The organism is Ensifer sp. D2-11 (assembly GCF_054161295.1).
In genome coordinates, this window is the sequence record NZ_CP096434.1 from 1,484,277 (window position 1) to 1,502,447 (window position 18,171).

Annotated in this window: 15 protein-coding genes; 2 read left to right on the forward strand and 13 right to left on the reverse strand. The window is 62.6% G+C overall.

Translation table 11 applies throughout. The features are described from left to right. Nucleotides 1-90: 90 nt before the first annotated feature. From M1D34_RS24045 to M1D34_RS24105, 13 genes are all read right to left on the reverse strand, one after another. Nucleotides 91-876, reverse strand: a complete 786-nt coding sequence (locus M1D34_RS24045; RefSeq protein WP_498782675.1) for a COG3904 family protein — start codon at nt 874-876, stop codon at nt 91-93. Next, nucleotides 863-2,158, reverse strand: coding sequence for a hypothetical protein (locus tag M1D34_RS24050; RefSeq protein ID WP_498782677.1), 1,296 nt, complete (start codon nt 2,156-2,158; stop codon nt 863-865). The genes M1D34_RS24045 and M1D34_RS24050 overlap by 14 nt, the downstream gene beginning before the upstream one ends. A 116-nt stretch (nt 2,159-2,274) precedes the next feature. Then, on the reverse strand, nt 2,275-3,837 hold the full coding sequence (locus M1D34_RS24055; protein WP_498782679.1) for an adenylate/guanylate cyclase domain-containing protein: 1,563 nt from the start codon (nt 3,835-3,837) through the stop codon (nt 2,275-2,277). Between the two features lie 8 nt (nt 3,838-3,845). Beyond that, nucleotides 3,846-4,211, reverse strand: a complete 366-nt coding sequence (locus M1D34_RS24060; RefSeq protein WP_498782681.1) for a response regulator — start codon at nt 4,209-4,211, stop codon at nt 3,846-3,848. Between the two features lie 24 nt (nt 4,212-4,235). After that, on the reverse strand, nt 4,236-6,989 hold the full coding sequence (locus tag M1D34_RS24065; protein ID WP_498782683.1) for an ATP-binding response regulator: 2,754 nt from the start codon (nt 6,987-6,989) through the stop codon (nt 4,236-4,238). After that, nucleotides 6,986-7,744, reverse strand: coding sequence for a Tll0287-like domain-containing protein (locus M1D34_RS24070; RefSeq protein ID WP_498782685.1), 759 nt, complete (start codon nt 7,742-7,744; stop codon nt 6,986-6,988). Before M1D34_RS24070 ends, M1D34_RS24065 begins: the two co-directional genes overlap by 4 nt. Nucleotides 7,745-7,865: 121 nt before the next feature. Further along, nucleotides 7,866-9,785 (reverse strand): D-apionate lactonase, encoded by a 1,920-nt coding sequence (gene apnL / locus M1D34_RS24075; protein ID WP_498782687.1) that lies wholly within the window; start codon nt 9,783-9,785, stop codon nt 7,866-7,868. Beyond that, nucleotides 9,782-10,816, reverse strand: a complete 1,035-nt coding sequence (locus tag M1D34_RS24080; RefSeq protein WP_498782689.1) for a Gfo/Idh/MocA family protein — start codon at nt 10,814-10,816, stop codon at nt 9,782-9,784. The genes apnL and M1D34_RS24080 overlap by 4 nt, the downstream gene beginning before the upstream one ends. A 5-nt stretch (nt 10,817-10,821) precedes the next feature. Then, nucleotides 10,822-11,886, reverse strand: a complete 1,065-nt coding sequence (locus M1D34_RS24085) for an ABC transporter permease (RefSeq protein ID WP_498782691.1) — start codon at nt 11,884-11,886, stop codon at nt 10,822-10,824. Then, nucleotides 11,886-13,436, reverse strand: a complete 1,551-nt coding sequence (locus M1D34_RS24090) for a sugar ABC transporter ATP-binding protein (protein ID WP_498782693.1) — start codon at nt 13,434-13,436, stop codon at nt 11,886-11,888. Before M1D34_RS24090 ends, M1D34_RS24085 begins: the two co-directional genes overlap by 1 nt. After that, nucleotides 13,433-14,077, reverse strand: coding sequence for a DUF2291 family protein (locus M1D34_RS24095; RefSeq protein ID WP_498782694.1), 645 nt, complete (start codon nt 14,075-14,077; stop codon nt 13,433-13,435). Before M1D34_RS24095 ends, M1D34_RS24090 begins: the two co-directional genes overlap by 4 nt. A gap of 165 nt (nt 14,078-14,242) precedes the next feature. Next, nucleotides 14,243-15,184, reverse strand: a complete 942-nt coding sequence (locus M1D34_RS24100; protein WP_498782696.1) for a D-ribose ABC transporter substrate-binding protein — start codon at nt 15,182-15,184, stop codon at nt 14,243-14,245. 69 nt (nt 15,185-15,253) lie between these two features. Then, a complete protein-coding gene (locus M1D34_RS24105) occupies nt 15,254-16,081 on the reverse strand; it encodes a phosphogluconate dehydrogenase C-terminal domain-containing protein (RefSeq protein WP_498782698.1) in 828 nt (275 codons plus the stop codon). Nucleotides 16,082-16,270: 189 nt separating this feature from the next. Between M1D34_RS24105 and M1D34_RS24110 the strand changes: the two genes are divergently transcribed. Beyond that, nucleotides 16,271-16,879 (forward strand): TetR/AcrR family transcriptional regulator, encoded by a 609-nt coding sequence (locus tag M1D34_RS24110; protein WP_498782700.1) that lies wholly within the window; start codon nt 16,271-16,273, stop codon nt 16,877-16,879. 92 nt (nt 16,880-16,971) lie between these two features. Beyond that, nucleotides 16,972-18,126 carry an efflux RND transporter periplasmic adaptor subunit gene (locus M1D34_RS24115; RefSeq protein ID WP_498782702.1) on the forward strand — a complete coding sequence of 385 codons (1,155 nt, stop codon included), beginning with the start codon at nt 16,972-16,974 and terminating at the stop codon, nt 18,124-18,126. Nucleotides 18,127-18,171 lie beyond the last annotated feature (45 nt).

Sequence of the window (18,171 nt, forward strand, 5' to 3'; positions counted from 1 at the left end):
CAGGAAAAGTGTGTAACGGTTTTCCGTCCGGAAGTGCGCAGTTTGAAAGTCTTAGAGTATTTCATTGTTTCTGTGAAACATTGAAACACTCTAGCCCTTCGTCTTGGCTGTCGCGACCGGCTCCGTGGTCAGATGAAAATCAACCATCTCCTTTTCAGTCAGGTAATAGAGCCGGTCCGGCGGTGTTTCGAGAGCGTTGATCCAGAGGCCGGGGCCGACGCCCATCGTATCGAGATGGCGGGCGACTCTGGCCGTGGTGGATTGTGCGAAGGACATGGCTTGTGCCGGTGTCGGCCGTTCCTCGCCGCCGCTGAAAACCTGGTGCACGCCGATCAGCGCGTCCTTTTCCGCCACACGCGCCACGCCCCCGGCAAAAACGATCGGACAGGAAGACGCGCAGAGCGCCTTTGCTGCCACTTTGGTATCGAGCTTCTTCTCGCGGATCAGTTTCGACATCGCGAGCGCATCGTCCACCGAACCGCCCGGCGAGTTGAAGGCCACGGTCCTTACATATTCGCCGCGCGCTTCGATCTCCTCGGCGAAGCGCGAACCGGCGCCGAGGTCGATCGTGCCCTCGGCGAGCAGGACGCCGCCGGATCGGAGATCGAACTTCATCGGCTGGCGCAGTATTTCGTCGGAGCTTCCGGGTTGGACCGGCGGACCGTTGGGCGCAGCCTCGGTCACTGCCGGAGGCAGAACCGGCCGATCCTCGAGCATCGGATCGAAACCGGGCAGTCCGTCGTTCATCGCCGCGATCTCGCGCATGTCGATAACCAGGAAGACCCCCGCGGCCGCCAGCATCGCGAAGAAGGCGCCGCGCATCAGCACACCGTCGTCGATCCGGACCAGCGCCTTGAACGCTTCATCGATCCTCATGCGACCGATCCTTTGCACGCGTCCTCGGGTCGAGGCTGGTGATGTTGTTCAGCTCGTCCGCTTCGGCCTGAGCGACTATGTCGCCGAGTTGCCCGCCGTTCGCCGTCACGGCGCGCTGCACTTCCAAGGCCTGCAGAAGCTCGGCCGCCGTGATGCGCTCGGCAAAGGGCAGCTTCTCCTCCTGCTTGCGGATTGCGCTGTGAACCGCGGCCAGAATGAAGACCAGCACGCCCGGCAGCAGGTCGATGGAAATGGCGCCCGCCCAGGCGGGAATGAAATCGGTCGCATAGCGCAGTACCGCCTCAGCGGATGAAAGCGGAACGAAACGCCGCTCCGCCACCGGCGCACGCGCCAGTATTTCGTCAGCCGCTTCGGAGAGAACCTTGGATTGCGCTGCCACCGAGGCTCGCACAGTCTCCATCACCTGGTCCTGGCGATTGACGAGATCGGCATGCCCGCCGTCGGCCACGGGTGCGATGAAGCCGAGCGACAGGTCGTCTGCGGCGCGGCGGATCGAAGGCGCGATCGAAGTCTGTCCGAGCGACGTTATGACGCCTGTGAGCGCCACCACTTCCGAGGAGAACTGATCGGCACGTGGTGCGACCGCACCCGGCGCGGAGACCAGCGTCCGCATCGTCTCGAGCCGCTTCTGTCCTTGGTTGAAAAGCATCGTCACCTGTTCGCGGGAGGCGTTTATGCCATTCTCCAGATCCTTCATCTGCGCCGACATTTGCGACAGAAGCTGCACCACGCTTCCGGACCCCGTCGTGCCGGTGAGCGCTCCCGATTGCCGCTCCGAGGCGGCAAGCTGTGCGAAGCGTTCGGATGCGCGCTGGATGTCGGGCAGCAGGCTCTGCGCCGCAAGCGCGTTCTGATGCGCCTGGTCGAGGTCGGCGGTATAATCCTCCACCGTTTCCGCAAGATGCTGTTCGAGCGCGGCGGAACCTGCCAGCGCCGCCGCATTGAGCCAGCTCGACATGGCGATGATCATGGCCGCACCCAAAGCCATCACGCCCAGCATCGCGGCCCGGCCCGTATGGGTGGTCACATGCGGATAGAAGCGGGCCATATAGGACCAGAAGGCGTAGATCCCGACGGAAACCGAGGCCGAGTAGATGATCGCCGCGAAGAAGACCGACGTCGGGGAGCCGTCGAGAAGGCTGCGGACGCCGAGATAGGTATAGACGCCCGAGGCAAGCGCCAGCACCGCAAGTGCAAAACGCGTCATGGTTTCCACGGCCGCAACGCCGTCATGCAAACGTTGGGATGCGCCGAGGGCCATGAGCACCATCTCCTCAGAGGAATGTATTCCTTAACAGAGAATGAAGAAACGGGCGGAATAAAGGCTGACCGTGCGTCGAAGAGCCGGGATGCCAGGAGATCCGCCGCAGGGGGGCGTCATTGAACAAGATAGGTCTCCACCGCGCCGATGCCTCGCAGTTCCAGGGCGCAACGGCGCTCGAGCGTCCACGGACCGCGCAGCGCGCGCCTGGTTGCCTCGGAGATCTGTATTACGTCGGCGACCCCCTGGGATTCGAGCCGGCTCGCTATGTTCACCGTTTCTCCCCATACGTCGTAGACGAAACGGAGCCGGCCGATCAGCCCGGCGACGACGGGCCCCGTATGGATTCCGATCCGAACCCGAAAACGATCGGGCCCGGCTTCCGTTTCCTGCAAGGATCGAAGCATGGATTTTCCGAGAGCCACGACCCGGTCGGCATGATCCGGTGCAGGCTCCGGGATCCCGCAGGCGGCCATATAGGCGTCTCCTATGGTCTTGATCTTCTCGACACGGTGCTGCTCGGTCAGCAGATCGAACTTCCTGAACATTCCGTCCAGGCGCCTGACCAGATCGGACGCAGTCAACCTTGCGGCAATGGGCGAAAAGCCGACGATGTCAGCAAATAGAATGGAGACCTCTTCGAAGCGGTCGGCGATGATCTCTTCGCCATCCTGCAGCCGCGCAACGATCTGGTCGGGCAGGATCGCGCGAATGAGTGAATCCGCCCGCAGCTTTTCCGTTTTTATCTGCTGGACGTAGCGGTGCTCCCGGTCGAGCCAGCGCTTCTTCTCGAGCGTGGAATTGATCCGTGCGCGCAGAAGTATCGGATTGAAAGGCTTCGTCAGATAGTCGTCGGCGCCGGCCTCGATGCAGCGGGCTACCGCCGTGACATCACTCAAGCCCGATATCATGATGACGGGGACGTGCTGCCATCGCTCCTCGGACTTCAATCGCGACAGCATCTCGATGCCGTTCATATCCGGCATCAGAATGTCGAGCAGGATGAGGTCGAACTCTTCTTCGGCCAATTTCGCCAGCGCGGACACTCCGGATTCGGCAGTGACCACGCGGTGACCTTCGCGTCGCAGCCGCCGGGACAGGAGATCACGATTGCTGGCCACGTCGTCGACGACGAGGATCGTGCCGCCTTTTTCCGGCCATGCAACCTCTTGCGCCTTGAACAGAAGGCGCTCGAGCCCTGCCGCGTCGATTTCGGCGCGTTCCCCCGGTTGAAGCATCTCGACCGTTTCCCCGCGCGAAAGACTGGCGATGGCATCGACCTGCCTCAGGAGCTCTGCCGCCGCCGACAGTATCACATGGAGGTCCTCCTTCAACGCATGCTCCGGCGCATCGCTTGCCTCTTCGAGGATCATTTCGGAATAGCCTATGATGGCGTTGAGCGGCGTGCGCAGATCGTGGCGGAGTCTTGCCTCCGCCTCTGCTTCTCCTTCTTCCAGAGCGCAGGCCGTGCCCTCGAGAAGGCGATCGATAAAGCCGTTCAGTTGCCTTGCTGCAGCACCGATCCGGTCGAGATCGCTCTTTATGTGGATCAAACCAAGATCCCGCGCCTGCTCGACCAGCAGTTCCTGGAAACCCAGGATTGCCCGCGCCGGGCCGGCCAATCGCTGGGCCACGTGAGCGGCGATCGCCTGGTGCTGGAAGTCGTTGCCGGTGGTCATCTTCCCACCTATATCGCGAGCAGCTGCTCGATCTTGCGAACGAGCTGGGGCAAGTCGACGGGCTTGCTGTCGTAATCGTCGCAGCCGGCTTCAAGCGCCATCTCCCGGTCGCTTGCCATTGCATGCGCCGTCAGGGCGATGACCGGTATTCCGGATGTCAGCGGATTGGCCTTGATCCGTCGTGTCGCTTCCCAGCCGTCCATCACCGGCAGGCTCATATCCATGAGGATCAGGTCCGGCTTTTGCGATTCGGCAAGTTCGACGCCGGCCTTTCCGTTTTCAGCAATCAGCACGTCGAAGCCCCGACGGGACAGCCGCCGCGAAAGCATGTCGCGGTTCATTTCATTGTCTTCCACCAGAAGGATTCTCGTCATTTGCGGCCCTCCTCCTGCCTATGCTCAGCCGTCCGCGAGGGCTTTGCCGACCGAAGCGCCCGATCCGATCTGACGTTCGAGTGCCGCGACCAGCTGGGAGCGGCTGTTTGCGCCCTTGTTCACGACAGCGACCGCCCGGTCGCGCAACCAGTTCAGCTCGCTTGCGGAGAGGTCCTTCGAAGTGACCACCACCACCGGAATGTTCTGCAGCTCCGGAATCCTCTGCATTTCGCTGAGCGTCTGGAATCCATCCATTTCCGGCATCAGAAGGTCGAGCAGGACGAGACGCGGCAGAATCCGCTTCATCATTTCCAGTCCGCGGATGCCGTCACCCGCTTCGTGTACGGTCCACTTTCTCTTGACCAGAATGCGCCGGAGGAACTCGCGGGAGGCCTGGTCGTCGTCGACGACAAGAACGTCGTGCTTGCCGCCCCCGAATGTCTCGATCGTTCGGACTAGCTTGTCGGTATCGATCGGCTTCGTCAGATATTCGACCGCGCCGAGCGAAAGACCCAGCTCGCGATCCGCCAGGATCGTCGCCAGGATCACCGGGATCGTGCATAATTCGGGATCGTTCTTCAGGGCGCGCAGGACCGACCAGCCGTCCTGATGCGGCATGATGATGTCGAGAATGATCGCGTCTGGCCGATGCTTGCGTGCGGCAGCCAATCCTTCCTGCCCGTTCGATGCCTCGATCGAAGCGAGGCCCGCTTCTGCCAGCGCCTTTGCAATGAGGCTGCGGGCAGCCGGCTCGTCATCGATGATGAGTGCGGTGCGGCCCGACCCAACCTGCGGTACGGGTTCGGCCGGCGGTCCGTCGACATCTCTCTCGCACTGCGCCGGCACCTCCATGGTGAACATGGAACCCTTGCCGACTTCGCTTTCGACGGTGACGACGCCGCCTATCATGCGGCAGAAGCTGCGCGTGATGCTCAAGCCCAGGCCCGTGCCGCCGTAGTTTCGGGTGGTGGAGGCATCGGCCTGGGTGAAGGCATTGAAAAGTCGTTCCTGCTGCTCCGGTGACATGCCTATGCCGGTGTCGGAGACCTGGAACACAAGCCATTCGCGGTCCGCTCTTTGCTCCCGCCGGACCCTCAGGGTCACCCGCCCGCCATTCGTGAACTTGGCCGCATTGCTGAGCAGGTTGAAAAGGTTCTGGCGCAGCTTGGTCTGGTCGGAATGCATCTCGCCGAGATCGGCCTCGAAGTCCTGCGTGAACTCGTTTCCGTTCCTGGCCATCAACGGCGCGACTGTCGCGGCAACGTCTCGGAGCAAGTCGGCAACGCTGAAGGTTTCGAGGAAAACCTCCATCTTGTTCGCCTCGATCTTCGACAGGTCGAGGATGTCGTTGATGAGCGAAAGAAGATGGCGACCCGCGGACGCTATCTTGTCGAGGTCCGGGACAAGCTCCTCATCCTCATGATCGCGTGCCTCCTCTATCAGCATCTCGCTGTAGCCGATGATCGCGTTGAGGGGCGTTCGCAACTCGTGGCTCATGGAGGCGAGGAACTGGCTCTTGGCCTCGTTTGCCGACTCCGCGTGGCTCTTCGCGCGCTCGAGTTCGACCTGCCGCTGCTTGAGCTCGGTGATGTCGGTGTAGACGGCGACCGTTCCGCCGTCCGGAATCTTGCGTTTGCTGATGCGGACCCATTTGTCGCCGAACCGCTTCTCGTCGACGAGGCCGGCAGGGTCCCGATGAAGCCTTACGCGCTCGTCGACCCACTCTTGCGGCGACTTGCCTTCGAGATCCACCTGGCCCATCGCCAGGTTCTGCTCCACGATTTCGCGGAAGCTCCTGCCGCGAAGCGTATTCGGCTTGTGGCTCGGGAAGATTTCGCAATATTTGCTGTTGGCGACCAGGATCTTGTCCTCGGAGTCATAGAGGACGAAGCCATCCGATATCACCTCGAGCGCGGCTGCGATCGTCCGGCGCTGCCGCTCCGCTTCATCTTCGAGTTTTTTCTTTTCGATCGCGCTTTCCCGGAAAAGCGAAAGCGTCCTTGCCATTGCTCCCAATTCATCGCCGCCCTCTTCGGGGATATCGACGTCGTAACGTCCCTCCGTCAAGTCGCCGATGACGCGATTGAGGCGGCGCAGCGGGCCGACGATCGAGCGCAGGACGAGAAGCGTGAGCAGCGAACCGATCAACACCACGCCGCCCACCAGGATGGCCGCGGTCGTGGCTGTCTTTTCGGTTTGCACGACAACCTCGTTGCGGGCCGCTTCCGCCTCGGCCTTTACCTGTTCCACGAGCCTGTTGAGATCCGCGTCGACCTTGCCGCTGTGGGTGCGCGCCTTTGCCAGCAAGGCGTTACCGACGATGCGGTTGTCCTGGGTGTAGCTGTCGGCTGCCTGCAGAGCCGTTTCGACATAGGCATCGACTTCCGTACGAATTGCCTCCACCGCCTCGGGCGCGTGCTTTGCAAGGCCCGCCAACTGCTCCTGCAACCGGTCGCGGGCCTCATCGGCGTTGCGCTGGGAGTTCATCAGCAGACTGACGGAGAGATCGGTCAACCAATATCTGAGATCGCCGAATGCCACATGGGCCGATGCTGCCGATGCCGCCCGATCGAAAAGTTCCCTGGTTTCGGCCATTCGCTCGGCACTGCGATAAAGCGCCTGCGTGAGAAACAGGGATGAAAGGACAAGGCTGATCAGGCCGGCCGCTGTGAGCGCGGCCACGCGGGCAGAGATCGGCAGATCGGTGATTCGGCTGTCGAGCCTTTTCGCGAGCCGGGCGGCCTGTGTCGACCGGAGCTCATGCCCGAGCGCACTCATTTGAACAGGACGATGCTGATCGCACCGCCCAGATCGCCGGCCTTGCCGCCTTCCTTCGGATAGCCGGTGACGTCGATTTCACCCTTCGGCGAACCGTGACAGGAAAGGCAGGACTCCGTGTAATATTCCGGCAGCAGCATCCGGAAAGCCGGGCGGCCGTTCACCTGCGTCACTTCCGTATAGAGTTCACCCTTCGGCCTCTGCGGATCTGAGAAGACCTCGTTGATGACCCGGGCCTCCCAGGCATCGGGAAGCGACTTGCGGTTGCGCACCAGAACCTCCGGCGCCGTAACGCGGACCAGCGCCTCATTGCCCGCCTTGACGGCGAATTTCTCGTTCATCAGGCGCGCGAAAATGGCCGGGACGAAACCCTTGAACCCGATCCCGGGACGGTTTATGTCGTCCTGCTCTTCATTCACGACTTCCCGCATCGCCTCGACCTGCGCCTGCAGAAGCTTGCGATCGCGATCGCCGAGATCACTCGAGATCAACGGATGGCCGGTGCGCTCGCCATAGAGTGCGATCGCTTCGGCTGTGAAACGCTCGCCGTCGAGTTTCTTGTCTCCGATGGCCGGATCATTGATGAGCGACTGGTAATTCGAAAGGACGTTTCGGGCGGCACGCAACAACTCGGCAAGCCGCGTCCCAGTCGCGACATCGTCGGCCTCCTCGACAGCAAGCGAAGGTGCGAAGAGCGCGCAACCGCACAATATCGTGACAATGCAGTTTCGCGCCAGGGCTGCAAGGGCTTCCATTTTCTTACCCCCCAGGAGGAAGCGCAAGCAGAGAGGATACCACAGGAGGGCGCGTGGATGGAGTCTCAGGAGTCGTCGCCCTCGCGCTTTCGCGCTGAAGCCTTCATCCGACTGGCGTGAATCACAGCATATAGATGCGGGCAGCCGCATAAGCGGGCAAGGCGAGACTGTCGCTTTGGTGCGCTTTTGCCGCCGGCACTTTCGCGCCATCGCGCAACCAGGTCTCGTCGAGAAGCGTAAGGCTACGCGCGCCGGCCTCGGGGAGCATCACCCGCTGCAGATCGGGTGTGAGATTGGCAAGCAACAGGGTGGTCGCTCCATTCCACGCGGAACCAAGGCCGGCAACGCATTCGGGCGCGGATGTTTCGACCGCGATCCGCATGCTGTCCGACAGCTGGGCGAGCCAGTTCAGAACATGATACAGCGGTCTCGTCCGACCGGCGTCGACGGGCTCCCCGGTGCCGGCGATCAGCCCGAAGGGTCCGGCAAGCGTTGAAAGCGTCAATAGCTCGGGCTCCGCATCCGCAACCGTCGCCGCATAGGCAAGCGTCCAGGCCGCGCCGAAGAGAGCGTTATGTCGGGGGTCCCTCGCCGCCATGGCGATCCGCTTGCCGAACGGATTGTCCTTCGTCGCGCTTCCATAGGGGTTCTGGCGCATGGCGATCGTGGAGGGACCGATGCGATAGGGCTTCGCGCCATAGATCGCGCGGACGGACCGGGTTACGTCCCGCAACGCCTCGAAGGTCTGCATCACGCTCGTGTCGTCGGCCGCATGGACGATCGGGTTGGTGCAGTGGGTGACGTAGGAAAGTCCTTCGGCAGGCACCCGCTTACGGTTGAGCTCGGTGAAATAGCTGAACATGCCGCCGCCGAGCGGCACGTCCGGAAACGCCTTCCGAGCGGCCGCATAAATGTCTTCGAGCGGCGGGCATTCCGGCCAGACGCTACCGGGCGGGGTCGACTGCCGGTCGACCGAGGGAGAGACGGCCAGGCTCGCGAGGTCGAGGCCGCTCTGGCGCACCAGCTGCGCGATTTCGCCGAGTTCCTCATCGAGGGGCAGCCTGCATGGAACGAAACATTCGAGCGTCACCGAGCAGCCGGACGCGTCGGCCATGCCTCGGAAGTGCCGAAGGTCTGTCACACCGTGACCGGCGTCCGGATCGAAATGACAGACGAGATGCCGTGCGCCCACCTGCTTGAGAAGCCCCGCATTGTGCAGCTCTTCGCCTGCAGCGTCGGGCCGCAGGCCGATGCCGATCTGAGGCAATCTCCCTGCGCCGTGCCTGAGCGAGACACGGATATTTTCCTGCCCTCGCTCTTCCGACCCAAGCGCCTCCCCCGCCGTGCGGATCGAGAGCGTAACGCTCTGCTGCACCGTCTCTCCGACCTTCAGCAGATAGGGCCAGGGCAGTTCCAGCGGGCGCACGTAGGTCTTGTAGGAGCCGTCGGTCCAGTTCCGCTGATCCTCCATCTCGAACACGTCGCCGGCGAAGCGGCACTCGGCCTTGACGCCGGGCGAAACTTCGTGGGTGATCGCCGCGATGTCCTTGAACGGCTGCCAGGGCTCGATGAGGTCCGGGAAGACCGATCGTTCGACCGTGGCGTCCCCATGCTCGACCTGGACCGACCGCCCGGCCAGGCCGACGATCGGATGCAGGACAGCGAAGCCGGCGCGCGCCGTTTCGAAATCGCGATCCGGCGTGAAGCGCGCGCCGAAGACGAGGCGGTGGGGCTTCAGGTCAATGGTTGCGCTGCAAACGAGAAGAACCCCGTTCGGCGATTGGAATCGGGCAGAGTAGCGAACGATCGTCCCGGCTTGCCCCTCTTCGACCGTCAGATCGGCGATTTCGGCCTCGCAGGTGCCCCAATCCCGGTCCCGGACGAGAAAGGAGATGGCCCTGAGCACCTCCTTGCCGGCAAAACGGATCTTGCGCAGATTGCCGTTAACGAAATCGGCACTCAAGCGGCCTGCCTCGATCCTGCGCGCCTCCGGCTCCTTCTCGTCGGTGCCGAAGAGGAGAAAGGAACGGGACATCGTCATCCGAGAACCTCCGCGAGTGAAACGGTCCGCCCTTCCGCCGCGCTCAGATAGGAGGCCTCCACCAGGGCGAAGGTCTCGAGATTGTCGCGGCCGGAGGTATCCGGCTCGCGTCCGGCACGCAAGGCTGCGATCCAATGCTGCTGGATCAGCGCGACGCTCTCCTGGATGTTGTGCCAGGGAGGCGACGCCCAGGAAAGGACGGGCGGTTCCACATTCGTCAGCTTCGTAGAGCCCTTCGAGTGAACGGCAAGGTGATAGCCCTGCGTCAGCCGCAAGGTGCCCTTGCTCCCGTCCACCTCCATGAGGGTCTCGGGAAAGGGCTCGATCGGCAGCTTGGTCGCGTAGCTGCAGTCGACGATCGATGTGATCCCCCCGTCATGGTCCAGGAGCATCGTCGCGACATCCTCGCCGGCGATCGCCGGATTCACCCGGCGCGTGCGCGCGGTCACAGCCGTCGCATCGCCGAAGATGTAGCGCGCGATATCGAGCGCATGAATGCCGAGATCCTCGATGATGAAGCGCTTGCCCGTGGCGAGATAGGGCTGGCCGGAAAAGACGTCGTAACCCGATCGGAAGCTTACCCGCCCCCAGAACACCTCGCCGATCGCGCCGCTGTCGATCGCCGCCTTTACCGCCCGTATCGGCGACTGCCAGCGGAAATTCTCGTGAACCATGAACGCCACGCCTGATTTCGCGCAAGCCGACACCATTGCCTTGGCGTCCTCCATGGTGGGCGCGATCGGCTTCTGACAGATCGTCGCGACCCCGTGTCGTGCGGCCATTTCCACCAGCGCCCGGTGACTTCCGACGGTCGTGGCGATGTCGACGAAATCGAAACCGCCATCGGCAAAAAGGTCCTCGGCCGAGGTGTAGCGCCGCTGAATGCCGAACGCGTTGCCGACGGCCTTCAGCCTCTCGGGATCGCGATCGCAGATGGCAACGATGCGCGCCCCTTCCGCGTCACGCCAGCCATGCATCTGGTTGACTGCGAAGAACCCGCAGCCGATCAGCGCACCTTTGAGATCTGTCATGCCGGTTACCCCTTTTTCGCAAGCTGCATCAGAGTGACCTGTTGCTGCAGCCGGCGTTGCGCCTGATCCACCACGACGGCGACGATGATCACGATTCCCTTGATGACCATCTGCCAGAAGGACGAGATGCCCATCATCACGAGACCGTCGGAAAGAATGCCGATAACGAAGGCGCCGATGATGGTGCCGCCGATCGTCCCGCGGCCGCCGGACATCGACGTGCCTCCGAGAACCGCTGCGGCAATGGCATTGAGCTCGAAGGAATTGCCCGTCGCCGGGTGCGAGGCCATGAGTTCCGACGAGATGACCAGTCCGACTATGGCCGCGCAGAAGCCGGAGAACATGTAGACGAACACCTTCACCCGGTCGACCCGGATGCCGGACATGCGGGCGGCACGCTCGTTGCCGCCGACGGCGAAGATATGCCGGCCGATTGGCGTGTACCTGGCCACGTACGCGGCGGCGAGCGCCACGACGATGAGGATCCAGATCGAAACTGGCAGGCCGAGAAGCCGGCCGGAACCGAGGAAGGCAAAGCCCGTCGTCGCGAGTTCCGGCTTGCCGACGAGGTTGGGGAAGGTCTGGCCGCCCGATGAAAGCAGCGCAAAGCCACGCGCAACATAAAGCGTGCCGAGGGTAGCGATGAAGGGTGCGACGTTGAGCTTGGTGATCAGGAGCCCGTTGACCGCGCCGATGACGATCCCGACGGCGAGCGTGATGAGGCAGACCTCGACGATGTTGAAATAGACCGTGTAGCCGAACTGGAGATCGATGCCGTTGAGGATGAGCCCGCCGGCTACCATGCCGCAGAGCCCGACGATCGAACCGACGGAAAGATCGATGCCGCCGGTGATGATGACGAAGGTCATGCCCATGGCGAGGAAGGCGTTGAGCGCCACATGCTTCGACATCAGGATCAGATTGGCGGTCGAAAGAAAGTTCGGCGCGAAGATCGAGAAGAAGGCGATAACCGCGAAGAGGGCGATGAACGTCCTGAGCTTCATCAATGTGAGCAGCACCGAGCCGCTCGTCGCGTCGGTTGCGTTGGTGGTCGTCGTTGCCGTCGTCATCAGGCGTGTTCCCTTGTCGTTTTATGACCCTCGGCCGAAGCCTTCACGATCATCTCTTCCGTCGCGTCAACGCGGTCGATGACCGTGACCAGCCGTCCGTTGCTCATGACGGCGATGCGGTCGGAGAGCGCCATGACCTCTTCCAGGTCGGAGGTGGAAAAGAGGATGGCGAGCCCCTCGCCGGCAAGCCGGCGCATGGTGCGGAAGACATCCGCCTTGGCGCCGACATCTATGCCGCGGCTGGGTTCGTCCATAAGCAGCACCTTCGGTTTCGTCATCAGGGCCTTGCCGATGACGACCTTCTGCTGGTTGCCGCCGGACATCGAGGTCACCTCGAAGTCAGGGTTGGGCGCCTTGATGGAAAGATCGCGGATGGCCGCCGCGATCGAGGCTTGCTCCCGCGCGCCGACAATATGGAAGCCGAAGCGGACGAAACGGTCGAGGCTCGCAAGCGTCAGGTTGCTGGCGATCGAAAGCGCCTGGACGAGGCCCTCGCGCTGGCGATCTTCCGGTATGAGCGCCAATCCTGCGCTGATCCTTCCGGAGGTATCGCTGGCGTCGACCTCTGTCCCGCCGACGAAGACCCGCCCCGAGGAATGCGGGTGCTGACCCATGACGCATTCGAAAAATTCGCTGCGGCCGGCCCCCATCAGCCCGTAGATACCCAACACCTCGCCCGCACGTACCGAGATCGAGACATGGTCGACCGCGAGCCCGCCGGTCCGGCGCGGCAGGCAGATCTCCTCGGCGCGGAACGCCTCCTCCCCGAGGCGGTGGTCGACCGATTTGGCGAAGTCCTTCGCGTCCGAGCCGATCATCGACCGGACGATCCATCTGGTATCGATGTCCTTGACCATGGCGTGGCCGGTGATCTGTCCATCCCTGAGCACGGTGATGTAGTCGCCGATCCGCATCAGCTCTTCGAGCCGGTGAGAAATGTAGACGATCGCCACCCCTTGCGCCTTCAGTTCGCGGATGACCTTGAAAAGGACATCCACCTCCGCCGCCGAAAGGGCCGATGTCGGCTCGTCGAGAATAAGGATGCGGGTATCGAGCGAGATCGCCTTGGCGATCTCCACCAGCTGCTGCTGGCCGATCGGCAGGTTCTCGACGAGCGTCTCGGCATCGATACCGGCATCGAGCCTGTCGAGGAACCCGGTGGCCCTCTCGACCTGCGCGCGATGATCGATGCCGCGAATGCCCCGGGTCAGCTCCCGAGTCGCAAAGATGTTCTCGGCAACCGAGAGGTTGCCGAACAGATTGAGCTCCTGGAAGACCATGCCGATGCCGTGGCGCTGCGCGTCGGCCGGCGAATGGAACTCCACCTCCTGGCCGTCGAGCAGGATGCGGCCGAGTGACGGCTTCTCGACGCCGGCGATGATCCGCATCAGGGTCGACTTGCCGGCACCGTTTTCGCCGACGAGCACATTCACGGCGCCGCGCCGGAGCGAAAGGTTCGCATGGCGCACCGCAACGATACCCGAATAGACCTTCGTCACGTCTTCGAGGCGCAGGACGCAACTGTCGTCGTCAGCTGGGTGCATGATCATCCGCCCACCGTCAGCTGAGCCGGAACGAACAGCGGCAATTGGCCCTTGGCGGGCAGCGGATAGGCGCCGACAGCGTCGAGTTTCTTGCCGACAAGCCCGTCGCGGGATAGCTTCTCCAGCACCAGTCCGTTGACATGCGTGTTGAAGGCCTTGCCGAACTGCGCCCATTCGATCTGGTTCTTGAATTCGTTGAAGTTGACGAAGTCGAGGCTGTCGCGGATCGCCGTGCCGCGGATCGCCGGACCGATCTGCACGCGCGCATCCGCCTTGCCGTCGCCGTTCGCGTCGACCTCCACATAGGCCGAACGCGACTTCGTCTCGGCCTTAACGATGGTGCCGGAGAGACGCGCCGCAAAAGTCCAGGGGGCACTTCCCTGCTTTTCCTTGTGGCCGTATTTGGCACCCGCTGCCTGCGGATCGCTCTCGGCGAGAGCCGCCACCTCGGCGAACGGACCGGCCTTCCTGTCGAGATAGGGAAGCACTTTGGCGTCCCAGATCTCGGCGACCATGCGATTGGGATTGAAGCCGCCGGAGGCAGCCTCCGCGGCCTCCTCGGCAGTCGGCGTCTTGATGATCTTGCAGCCCGAGAGTGCTATCACGCCCGCAACCACAAGCGCGGCCGCGACCTTAAACTTCGGCATCGAAATTCACTCCATGACAGGACAGGCCCGCAGCGGATCGGCCGCGTGCCGAGCGCATCGGCCCGAAAAGCGGAATCGATTTTCGGAAAGCACGATGCGTAGATTCAGCGGCTTAGCGGGTGCGGACGGTTTTCGTCCGCTCCCGCTCCAACTCCTTGAAACCAATCAATCGGCCAGCGCGAAGGTCTCGAGCTGGTCGGCGTTTTCGCTGTTGATCAGCACGCAGTCCATGAGCTGCTTTTCTTCCGCCGGCGCCTTGCCGGTGGTGATGTATTCGTGCGCCTGCTGCACTGCCATCTGCGCCTGGGCGTAAGCCGGCTGCAGAACGGTGGCCTTGATGCCGCCGGACTTGATGGAGTCGCGAACGTCGTTCGAGCCGTCGAAGCCGACAACGATCACGTCCTTGCGGCCGGCCGCCTGTAATGCGGCGATCGCGCCCATGGCCATCGTGTCGTTGCCGGAGATAACGCCCTTGATGTCGGGGTTCGCCTGAAGGATCGTCTCCATCTTGCTGTAGCCCTCGGTCTGGCTCCAGTTCGCCGACTGCTGCGCCACCATCTTCATCTCCGGATATTCGTCGATGACGTCGTGGTAGCCCTTCGAACGGATGCCGGCATTGAGATCGGCTTCGCGGCCGAGCAGCTCGACATAATTGCCGGATTCGCCCATCAGCTTCACGAATTCCTCGGCACCGAGCTGCGCGCCCTGATAGTTGTTGGAGACGATCTGCGAGACGGCGACCCCGGTCGCGTTGATCTCACGGTCGATCAGGAAGGACGGCACGCCCGCATCCTTCGCCTTCTGGACGGCCGCGATGGAGGCTTCAGAGCCGGCATTGTCGAGAATAATCGCCTTGGCGCCGCGGCCGATCGCGGTGTCGATCAGCTGCGATTGCTTGTTGGCATCGTCGTCATGCACGAGGACCAGCGTTTCGTAGCCGAGCTCCTTCGCCTTGGCCTCGGCACCCACTGCTTCAGCCTTGAAGAAGGGGTTGTCGTGCGACGGCGTGATGATGGCGATGAGATCGGCCGCGTAGGCCGGAATGGCGGAGCTCGCCGTCAATACCGCCGCGAAAGCGGCGATGGTCATTCTGCGTGTCAGTTTCATCTGCTTTTCCTCCCAGGTTGAAAAAACGTCGGAGCTGTCCTCACAGGCTCCGGTATTCCGTTCGCGCGATCAGGTGATGCGGCGGATGCTGTCGGCGATCTCCTGCGGCTCGAAGACGCGTTTCCAGTCCTCGCGCATTAGCATCGGCTTGCCGAATTCGATGGCCTTGTTGCAGGCGTCGGAGAAGACGCCGGGCGTCTCTTCGAAGATCACTGCGCCGAGCACGTTCATGTGGCCGAGCAGGAAGTCGCGGGCTGCCTCTTTAGGCACCCCGCGCTTGACACATTCCTCCATGGCCTCGCGCATGACGACCAGCAGCGAGGCGCAGACCGTTTCGGAGAGGCCGGGCTCCAGTAGCGCAATCTGTTCGACCGTCACCCGGTGCGAGCGCATTACCGGCGCCCAGATGATCTTGGCGATCTCCTCGCCGAGCGCATAGGCCTCTTCCGGCCCCTGCATCAGCGCGGAGACGATGTGCTGCTTGGCGGCGACACCGCCGAAAAAGTCGCGCTTGGCCGCCGGGTCCGTCTCGTCGTTGAAGATCGGCGGATGGCAGGGATGGGTGACGAAATAGGTAAGATCGCCGCGCTCCGGCAGATGACCGGCATAGGGTGCGGCCGCATCGAGGACGATGACCATCGTGCCGGGCTTCAGTCTATCCACAATCCCGGAGGCAACCCTGCCGATCGCCGTATCCGGCACCGCCAGAATGACCACCTCGGCACCATCCAGCGCCTCATCGGCGGCAACGGCCTGAAGCCCGAGCTCGTCGGCCAGCCGCGCCTTACCCGCCTCGCTCACTTCGACATGGCGCACGTCGAAACGCGAGCCTTTGAGGTTCTTGGCCAGGCGGCAGCCCATCTTCCCGCCGGCGCCGAACAGGGCAATCGATTTCATTTGCAACTCCGCAGCTATCTTGATGATCCGAATATCGGAACTGGTATGATGAGTCAATGAGCATATCAGCGGTTTCGTGGAGTTCGCCCAATTGCTGGCGACCGCAGAAGAGCCGGCGGTTGACAACTCACGATTATCGGATTACGACTGACGAAATTCAAAATTCGTCAGTCATCATCAGGAGACAGGATGAGCGATCTCGCAGACAGCGCCATCGACGCAGCCCGCCAGGAAAAGGTGACGCGTATTCTTGAGGCCGCGGAGCGGTTGTTCCGCCATTACGGCTATGCCAAGACAAACGTCGCCGATATCGCGCGCGAGCTCGATATGTCGCCGGCCAACATCTATCGATTCTTCGCATCGAAGACGGAAATCCACCAGGCACTTTGCTCGCGCATGCTCGGCGCGAGCTACCAGCAGGCGCTGGAAATCGCGCATCTGCCACTCAGTGCTTCCGAGCGGCTGAGGCGCTATGCGCTGGGGCAGCACAAGCTCACCGTCGAGACGATGCTCGACGAACAGAAAGCTCATGAAATCGTCGTCGTGGCGATCGAGCGCGACTGGCACGTCATCGAGAAACATATCAGCCGTCTGGACGACCTCCTCGCAGGCATTATCCGCGAGGGGATCGAAGCCGGAGAGTTCGCCGACCTGGACCCCGCTATCGCCGCCAGATGCTTCGGCGCCAGCCTCGTCACCCTTTGCCACCCGCAAATCGTCGCCCAGTGTCTCGCCAAGGAAAACCGCGCGACCCCCGAGGAACTGATCGAGTTCGCGGTCCGGGCGCTGAAGAAATAAGGCATGCCGCACCAAAGTGTGGAGCGGTTTCGGGGCGAAGCCATGCACAAAAACGCCGCGCCGCCGCAGAGCGGCCAAGGAGAGTAAGAGCGATGTTTTCAGGAAGTGCCCTCAACCGACCGTTCGTCGCCCGTCTCCTCGCCGCGATCCTGCTCGGCGCCGTTCTCTCCGGCTGCTCGGAGGAGAAAGTCGAGACCAAGGAGACCATACGTCCGGTCAAGGTCGTGGAGATTGCCGCGGCCGGCGAGCCGCGCGAGCTTCACTATTCCGGCTCGGTCAGAGCGCGCACGGAGATGAACCTCGGTTTCCGCGTCGGCGGCAAGATCACCGAACGGCTCGTCAATATCGGCGACCGGGTCAAGCCGGGTGACATTCTCGCCCGCATCGACGCCACCGACTATCAGCTCGCGGTCACGAGCGCCGAGGCAAACCTGCTTGCCGCCGAAAAGCAGGTGCAGACGACGGCGCTTGCGAAACTCCGTGCCGAACAGCTCTTCAGCAAGTCGTTCTCCTCCCAGGCTCAACTCGATCAGGCAACCCTTCTTTACGATCAGGCGGTCTCGACGCGAGACGCCGCGGCCTCGTCGCTGAGCCAGGCGAAGAACCAGGTAAACTATACGGACCTCAATGCCGATCAGAACGGGATCGTCACGGCCGTAAACGCCGATATCGGCCAGGTCGTCGGCACCGGAACACCCGTCGTGACCGTCGCAGTCGACGGCGAGAAGGAAGTCGAAATCGCAGTGCCGGAAATGGATATTGCCGAATTCAAGCCCGGCAAACCGGTCCGGGCGCGCTTCTGGTCGAACGACATGCTTGTGCTCGAGGGGCATGTGCGCGAAGTCTCCGGCAGTGCCGACCAACGCTCGCGCACCTTTTCCGTACGCGTCAGCCTGCCGAACGACGAGCGCGTGCTTCTCGGCATGACAGCGACGATCGAGGCGGCTGCAGCAAGCTCGGCGCCGCTCGTTTCCATACCCCTGAGCGCGCTGTCGAAGAAGGATGGCCGGAATATCGTCTGGATCGTTGATCGTGACTTCTCGACGGTCCATGCGCGCCCGATCAAGCTCGCCGATTTCGCCGACAACGGTGTGCGCGTCGTCGACGGCCTTGGTGCCGGCGACCTCGTTGTTGCCGCAGGCACACAGTTCATGGCCGAGGATCTGAAGGTGAGACTGCAGGCGGGCGAACAGCAATCGGCCGAGCAGCAGTCCGCCCGGGCCGAAACGCCCGAAATCGTCCGTTAGATCTCACAGAAAAGAAGCGCTCCAACACTTTGAATCCATGCACTT

Bases quoted from the DNA above. Each gene is read 5' to 3' on its own strand.
- M1D34_RS24065 (WP_498782683.1), bottom strand. From the start codon at position 6,989: ATGAGTGCGCTCGGGCATGAGCTCCGGTCGACACAGGCCGCCCGGCTC.
- M1D34_RS24085 (WP_498782691.1), bottom strand. From the start codon at position 11,886: ATGACGACGGCAACGACGACCACCAACGCAACCGACGCGACGAGCGGC.
- M1D34_RS24060 (WP_498782681.1), bottom strand. From the start codon at position 4,211: ATGACGAGAATCCTTCTGGTGGAAGACAATGAAATGAACCGCGACATG.
- M1D34_RS24070 (WP_498782685.1), bottom strand. From the start codon at position 7,744: ATGGAAGCCCTTGCAGCCCTGGCGCGAAACTGCATTGTCACGATATTG.
- M1D34_RS24105 (WP_498782698.1), bottom strand. From the start codon at position 16,081: ATGAAATCGATTGCCCTGTTCGGCGCCGGCGGGAAGATGGGCTGCCGC.
- M1D34_RS24090 (WP_498782693.1), bottom strand. From the start codon at position 13,436: ATGATCATGCACCCAGCTGACGACGACAGTTGCGTCCTGCGCCTCGAA.
- apnL (WP_498782687.1), bottom strand. From the start codon at position 9,785: ATGACGATGTCCCGTTCCTTTCTCCTCTTCGGCACCGACGAGAAGGAG.
- M1D34_RS24110 (WP_498782700.1), top strand. From the start codon at position 16,271: ATGAGCGATCTCGCAGACAGCGCCATCGACGCAGCCCGCCAGGAAAAG.
- M1D34_RS24050 (WP_498782677.1), bottom strand. From the start codon at position 2,158: ATGGCCCTCGGCGCATCCCAACGTTTGCATGACGGCGTTGCGGCCGTG.
- M1D34_RS24095 (WP_498782694.1), bottom strand. From the start codon at position 14,077: ATGCCGAAGTTTAAGGTCGCGGCCGCGCTTGTGGTTGCGGGCGTGATA.
- M1D34_RS24045 (WP_498782675.1), bottom strand. From the start codon at position 876: ATGAGGATCGATGAAGCGTTCAAGGCGCTGGTCCGGATCGACGACGGT.
- M1D34_RS24055 (WP_498782679.1), bottom strand. From the start codon at position 3,837: ATGACCACCGGCAACGACTTCCAGCACCAGGCGATCGCCGCTCACGTG.
- M1D34_RS24080 (WP_498782689.1), bottom strand. From the start codon at position 10,816: ATGACAGATCTCAAAGGTGCGCTGATCGGCTGCGGGTTCTTCGCAGTC.
- M1D34_RS24115 (WP_498782702.1), top strand. From the start codon at position 16,972: ATGTTTTCAGGAAGTGCCCTCAACCGACCGTTCGTCGCCCGTCTCCTC.
- M1D34_RS24100 (WP_498782696.1), bottom strand. From the start codon at position 15,184: ATGAAACTGACACGCAGAATGACCATCGCCGCTTTCGCGGCGGTATTG.